5 protein-coding genes, 1 tRNA gene and 1 pseudogene are annotated in these 6,232 nt (G+C 58.7%); 5 read left to right on the top strand and 2 right to left on the bottom strand.

The features are described from left to right. Nucleotides 1-138 precede the first annotated feature (138 nt). Nucleotides 139-1,818, bottom strand: a complete 1,680-nt coding sequence (locus NW838_RS06445; protein WP_414358271.1) for a SpoIID/LytB domain-containing protein — start codon at nucleotides 1,816-1,818, stop codon at nucleotides 139-141. Between the two features lie 89 nt (nucleotides 1,819-1,907). Here NW838_RS06445 and NW838_RS06440 point away from each other — a divergent pair, with 89 nt between their 5' ends. The 3 genes from NW838_RS06440 to NW838_RS06430 all read left to right on the top strand — a co-directional run bounded on the left by NW838_RS06440 (nucleotide 1,908) and on the right by NW838_RS06430 (nucleotide 4,243). After that, nucleotides 1,908-2,339: a DUF1818 family protein gene (locus NW838_RS06440; protein WP_414358272.1), complete on the top strand. Its 432-nt coding sequence runs from the start codon at nucleotides 1,908-1,910 to the stop codon at nucleotides 2,337-2,339. Between the two features lie 89 nt (nucleotides 2,340-2,428). Beyond that, nucleotides 2,429-3,235: an FAD binding domain-containing protein gene (locus NW838_RS06435; protein WP_414427725.1), complete on the top strand. Its 807-nt coding sequence runs from the start codon at nucleotides 2,429-2,431 to the stop codon at nucleotides 3,233-3,235. A gap of 573 nt (nucleotides 3,236-3,808) precedes the next feature. Then, entirely contained in the window at nucleotides 3,809-4,243 is a 435-nt protein-coding gene (locus NW838_RS06430) for a type IV pilin protein (RefSeq protein ID WP_414358277.1), read from the top strand. A 33-nt stretch (nucleotides 4,244-4,276) separates the two neighbouring features. On the opposite strand, the gene NW838_RS06425 is transcribed toward NW838_RS06430, so the two are convergent. Beyond that, a tRNA-Arg gene (locus NW838_RS06425) sits at nucleotides 4,277-4,350 on the bottom strand. Nucleotides 4,351-4,489: 139 nt separating this feature from the next. On the opposite strand from NW838_RS06425, the gene NW838_RS06420 reads away from it, so the two are divergent. Next, entirely contained in the window at nucleotides 4,490-5,812 is a 1,323-nt protein-coding gene (locus NW838_RS06420; protein WP_414427724.1) for a dihydroorotase, read from the top strand. A gap of 268 nt (nucleotides 5,813-6,080) precedes the next feature. Beyond that, nucleotides 6,081-6,232, top strand: a pseudogene (locus tag NW838_RS06415) (sulfur reduction protein DsrE); the annotation flags it as partial.

The raw sequence follows: 6,232 nt of genomic DNA, 5'->3' as shown, positions 1-6,232 counted from the left end.
CAAGAAACTTCTTGAGTTTTCTCTATCTCGTCAGTGCTCTCTTTTGGCTCAAATATAAAGATCAACACAACCTTGCATTCCTCCCGACCCTCGCCCTGTGGGCAGAGGGCAGGGCTCCTGTAGCTTCTAGCTGAATCTCTAGCGGACGGAGTAGGCTGCTGAGACGGCAGGCAACTGCAGGGAGAGGGATCCCAGCGGGGCCAAGGTGGTGCCGGGGTAGTAAAAAGCGAGGATTTGCGCCGCGTTAAACCCCTGCCGAGCCAGGGTATAGGAGCCGTACTGGCTCAAGCCCACCCCATGGCCGAAGCCGCCGCCGATAAAGCGATAGCCCGCCAATCGCTCCCCTTGTTTGAGAGGCTCTATCCGAAACAGGGTGCTGTACAGGCGGGGAAAAGCCAAGCGCACCTGATCTTTGCGCAAAAGAATGGAGTGGATCCCTTCTGCCGTCTGCAAGTCCAATTGCATCGCCTGCACCCGGCCACTGGCGGAGCGCTCCAGGATCTGCATTCCCGCGATGCTGCTCCAAGTGGGCATGGGGATCCCCAGGTAGTCTTGGCCGGCGCGCAACTGGGTGTTCAGCTCCTCCAGAGATAGGGAGAACTCCCAGCGGAATAGGCGGGATACCCCTGCTTCGTTGAAGCCCTCTCGTTGGGCCAAAAACGCCTGGAAGCTGCTCTCCTGCCGCAAATCCAAGGGCTTACCCGGTTGATGGGCAATATCCGCTTGCCGGCGCAGGTAGGGGCGCGGATCCCCGTCCCAAACATCTTCAAAGGCCGCCGAGATGCCGCCATTGGTAGAGGAATAGACAGCATCCACCAGCTCGCCATTGTAGGTGAGCACCAGGCCACTGGTTTGGCGAATGGCTTCGTCTGCCCGTGGGTGAGTTCCGGTCAACCCCTTGTAAACCTGGCAATGGGTATTGGCGCAGAGCTGATAATCGTCAACCTGAAAGCGGTGGAGGTTCTTGAGGGCGTAGGTGCGCGCCAAAATCGCCTGGGCGGCCATCGCGGCAAAAGGGGCCCCTGGCCCCACCTCGTGGGGAACTACCCCCCGCAAATAGGTTTCCAGAGGCACGGCATTGACCACAGTGTAGCTGCCGTAGGCATTGGGCTGAAAGGTGATGGATCCGGCATAGTAGTGGTCGTTCACCCGTAGATAGCCGGCATCAGAGGTCACCCTGAGGCGGGTGCGGTGGTAGCGAAAGTGTTCATGGATCCAGCTCAGCTCCGCCCGTTCTCGCCGCTCCTGCACCTCGAGCCGCACATGGGGGATCCCTTCTTTCTGGGCATACTGCTGAATCTGGGCCAGTTGTTGCGGGGTGTAGGCGCGGCTGGCCCACACCTGCCATTCTTGCGGCTGGGCGATCTCGGTGCTGATGCCCAGAGACTGCCAATGGTTGGCATTGGCCTCGGCACTCTCAAAGCTTTTGTGGCTGCTGAGAATTAGACGATATACGGTTTCCGGGGAGGTCAGGGCGCGATTGACAATGCCAATGCTGACCCAAGGCGTTCGCTGCGTTTGGGTGCTGCCGTCTGCTTGGGCAAATTCCAGGGTGAGAAGGGATCCCGTCGGCGCTGCCAGCTCCACCTGATCCGTCTCAGAACGGCCAAAGCGTTGCACAATGCCTATGTGCAGGATTGGGTTTTCGGGGGTGGCCGCCGTGGCAAAGGTCTCTTCGCCAACGCCGGTCGCGTCGGCGGCATGGAGCGCCAAGGCCGTCAGCAACAGGCCCAAGCCGGAAATGAGGGTGCTCTGCTTGCAGGACGAAGTCCTTGAAAACCGGCGAGGTTTGGCAGTGGGAGGCTGACAACTGGCCATGGCCGCTTTATCCTAAAACACACCCTGTCGATTTTACCCGCATCTTTTCTGGCCCACCTGCAGTGGTCGCGTTAGCGGTGCGGAGCACCATGGATGCTTTTCCTCGCATGTCTGTTCCCGACGACGGGTTCCCAATCGCCACGGCGGGACGCCGCCCCTCTTTGCACAAGGGATCCGGCTGGCGGCTGGGCTGGGATCCCACCCGTTCCCCTTTTGTTGCCCTGGTGGGGGGAGAAACCTGGGCGCTGGAGCTCACTCAGGAGGAGTGGCAAGCGTTTGTGCAGGGGGTGCAGCGCCTGCAGCAGGATATGGAGGCCATCGCATCCCAACTGATGGCGGAGGAGAGCATTACGCTGGAGCAGACTTTCCCTGCTTTGACCCTGATAGCCAGCGGCAGCGCCACTGCCTGGGGTCTCTATGTGCAATTGCATCAAGGCCGGCGCGGAGAAGGTTTTTGGCCTGCTGATGTTGTCCCTGAGCTGTGCCAGGCCCTCGCCCAATGCTTTGAGGAAGCTCTCTAGCCCCCTGAAGCCTGCAGTCTGGATCCCTGCCCAGGGTTTTTGGGGCGAAGCTACAACCCCTTGATTCCCTTCAGCGCCTGAGAGAACCGATGGATCTGCACCATCTGCACACTTACATTCGTCCCCGACAGCTTGAGGACTTGACCGCCTGGGATCCCGGCTGGAACTGGCTGGCCGGGGGGACTTGGCTCTTCTCCCAGCCGCAACCCCACCTGCGGGGACTGGTCGATTTGCATCCTCTGGGCTGGAATGAGCTGGAAATCAGCGCAGAAGGGCTAAAACTGGGGGCAACCTGTACCTTCCAGCAACTGCTGCAATACCCTTGGCCGCCCCATTGGCCGGGGATCCGCGCCCTGTGCGAGGGAATGGCATCTTTGGCCTCTTTCAAAGTGGCCCACTTGGCAACGATAGGGGGAAATCTCTGTCTGGCCCTGAGTGTCGGTGTCGTAGCGCCCGTGTTGATCGCCCTTGAGGCCACCTACACGCTGATCGATCTGCAGGGATCCCTGCGCCACATCCCCGCTCAGGACTTTCAAACCGGCCCCCAACAAACTCTGCAGCAGCTGGGCGAAGCCTTGCGATCCATCTGGATCCCGGCCCAACGGCTGCGCGGCCCCAGCACCTTTCAGCGGCTCGGCATCACCCAAACGGATCCCGCCCTGGTGATCGTTGCCGGATCGCGCGATCCCGACTCAGGCAACTATCGCTTCGGGCTCAATGCCGCCCTTTCGCCCCCACAACTGATCCAGATGGGATCCCGGCCCAATCCAGAACACCTTCCCCAACTTTTGGCAGAGCAAGCCCACGGCTGGATCGCGGATTTTCGGGCCAGCGCCCTCTACCGCCAACGCATGAGTGAGGTATTGATTCGCCGCTGTATAGACATCTTGGGCTAATCGGGGTATTGCCCCATCCCAACAGGGGGCTGAGAACGACGTACTCATCCTGCCAAAGCTCCCGCCGCTCTGAAAGTAAAGGTTTTAGGCGTGGGTCAGTGCCCCAGTTTGAATCGAAATGACCATAAGTCTGACATTCCCGTCCATAGGATTGAGATAGCCACAGGCAAAAATTCATCTGTTGCTGTTCCAAAAATGGGTAACACATAAAAGTTTGGGGCAGTAGCAACTGGCAGTGTCACCCCATAGACAGCCGCGAAAACAGTTCACAGTGAACTCAGATTTATCTGGCCTTAAAACTTGAAGCCAGTTTACAAAAAATTTACCTACAGTTGATATCCAGTGGGGTTTTGGATTCAGGAGTTCGCGTGATTTGACAGGGAAAGTTTTGGGTCTGCGAAGGGTAACCTGAGACCAAGAAAAGGCTTGAATACCAGGGCAAGATCCTTCGGGTTTAGCTAAGTGCCTGATTTCTCCCGAAGCGGGACTGGAACTGCTATGAGTCGGTTTTCCCCTCATGAAGTGTATCTCCGGAGAATCCTCTTTCGTCTGGCCACTGCAGCTCCTCGTGGCATGACATTGATCGAGTTGCTTGTGGTCATTGTGATTGTCGGTACTCTCTGCGCGGTGGCCATTCCCAACCTGCTTAACCACATTCGCCGTTCCAGAGTTGCTGAAGCCCAAACAGCTTTGGCGACCGTTGGCCGTGCTTCGGAAATCTTCCGCGTGGACTTTACGGTTTATCCCTCCGGCTACGCCGATATTGAATTCGGAGGGATCCACGGGGATCGCTATTTACAAGATCCCTGGCAAGCCTACAACTACCGTCTTCCCGAAGTTGTTCCTCCCACACCTGGCCCAAGCGGCATTCGTTGGATGACTGAGTCTTACACCTACACAACTGCTGGTGGGGATCCCCTGCGCTGTGACATTGGCCTCGGGGATCGCCAGCAAGAGGTTCTGGTCTCTGGCTACGACCTGCACAACTCCTGCAACCTTTATCATTGACTTGCCTGGGCGAGATTTGGCGGCTTGAGGAGACGGGACTGGGCGGACTTGAACCGCCGACCTAGCGCTTAGGAGGCGCTTGCTCTATCCATCTGAGCTACAGCCCCTTGTCGGACATCCTACCGATCTTAGCCCCCATCCCAGATTACAGCCCTTTTGCAGATGAAGTGGTGCTCAGCCAATTCTTAACGCGCTCCGACTGGGGTTGGTGTTATTCTGAGAGCGCCTTTGAGGGAGGGCGGAGCTTTGTCTGGCGATTTGCTGATCCGAAATGCTGAGCTGCTGGTGCCGGAAGGGGATCCCTGGCGGGGAGATGTGCTGGTGCGGGAGGGGCGCATTGCCCAAATCGGCCAAAACCTCTCGCCAGAAGGGGTGGCCAAGGTCATCGACGCCGAGGGCCATACCCTGATGCCGGGGGTTATCGATCCCCAAGTTCACTTCCGCGAGCCGGGCCGAGAGCACAAAGAAGACCTGCAGACGGGATCCTGGGCCTGTGCCCGGGGCGGGGTGACCAGCTTTTTGGAGATGCCCAACACCGACCCGCTGACGATTGACCAAGCGACGCTGGATGACAAGTTGGCCCGTGCAGGCAGCAAGTGTGTGGTCAATTACGGCTTTTTCATCGGGGCCACTGCCGATAACTTAGAAGAGTTGCAAACGGTGCAGGGAGCCTGTGGCATCAAAATCTTCATGGGATCCATGCATGGCCCCCTCTTGGTGGATGATCAGGCGGCGCTAGAACGGATTTTCGGGGAAACGGATCCCAACTTTTTAATTGCCGTCCATGCCGAAGATTTGTCTCGCATCACAGCTCGTAAGGCCCTGTTTGCCGGACGCACAGACGTAGCTGTTCACTCGCAAATTCAGGACGAGGAATCGGCCCTGATCGCCTCACGGCGGGCTTTGGACTTGGCCACCCGCTACCGCCATCGCCTACACATTTTGCACCTTTCCACCGGTCTAGAGGTCGAGCTGCTGCGCCAGCACAAGCCAGCTTGGGTGACGGCAGAGGTGACCCCCCAACACCTACTGCTCAGCACCGCCGATTACGCTCGTCTGGGATCCCTGGCCCAGATGAACCCCCCCCTGCGGGATCCCGCTAACCTGGCTCAACTGTGGCAGGGGCTGCACGACGGGATCCTGGATTGCATTGCCACCGACCATGCCCCTCATACTTTGGAAGAAAAGGCTCAGCCCTATCCCCACTCCCCTTCCGGTATGCCCGGCGTGGAAGCCGCTTTGCCTCTGATGTTGACGGCAGCCCAGCAGGGGCGTTGTACGCTGGCGCAGGTGGTGCGGTGGATGTGTGAGGCGCCGGCCCGCCTCTACGGGATCCCCAACAAAGGGCGGCTGCAGGTGGGCTACGACGCCGACCTGGTGCTGGTGGATCGCCACACACCCAAACCGGTGCGGCGGGAAGAGCTGCTGACCAAATGCGGCTGGGGTCCCTTCGAGGGCTGGGAATTGGTGGGCTGGCCCCTAGTCACGATCGTGGGCGGACAGATTGCCTTTCAAAACGGCCAGGTGGATCCCTCGGTGCGGGGAAAGGCTCTTCAGTTTCAGCGCTAGCCAGGGATCCCTGCTATCCCGCAAGGGCTTCCGATAGCAGCAGGACAGAAGTGGCGCAGTAGCCTATCCTAGCTTCCCTCTCCCTTTGTGGGAGAGAAGCCAGGCCTGAGGGCGGGATGGCGCAAAAGCATCAGGAACGGTCTCAGGCTGGTTTGCCGATCACCACACACCTCGGCCTGCTGGGTCCGGCAACTCTGGCCCAGAAACTCGTGTTACTCTGAAAATGATAATTACTGATAATCAAAATTGAAAACGGCAAGGGGGCCTCATGAAAGTTGCCTACGTGTTCACTCACCCTCGCTGCGGCACCTATAAGTTGGGCCAGATGATCCTGCCTCAGCTAGAAGCAGGGGTGCATGGAGCGCAGGTGGTGGGCATGTTCTTTTTCGACGACAACTGCTTTGTTTTGCGGCAGGGGGA

It is taken from the genome of Synechococcus sp. R55.2 (assembly GCF_047462075.1).
Lineage (GTDB): Bacteria > Cyanobacteriota > Cyanobacteriia > Thermostichales > Thermostichaceae > Thermostichus.
Note: the sequence above shows the minus strand (reverse complement) of the source record. Positions and strands in the feature narration are given on the sequence as shown.

Coding starts and splice junctions, on each gene's coding strand:
- NW838_RS06430 (WP_414358277.1), top strand. CDS start 3,809: ATGACATTGATCGAGTTGCTTGTGGTCATTGTGATTGTCGGTACTCTC.
- NW838_RS06445 (WP_414358271.1), bottom strand. CDS start 1,818: ATGGCCAGTTGTCAGCCTCCCACTGCCAAACCTCGCCGGTTTTCAAGG.
- NW838_RS06435 (WP_414427725.1), top strand. CDS start 2,429: ATGGATCTGCACCATCTGCACACTTACATTCGTCCCCGACAGCTTGAG.
- NW838_RS06440 (WP_414358272.1), top strand. CDS start 1,908: ATGGATGCTTTTCCTCGCATGTCTGTTCCCGACGACGGGTTCCCAATC.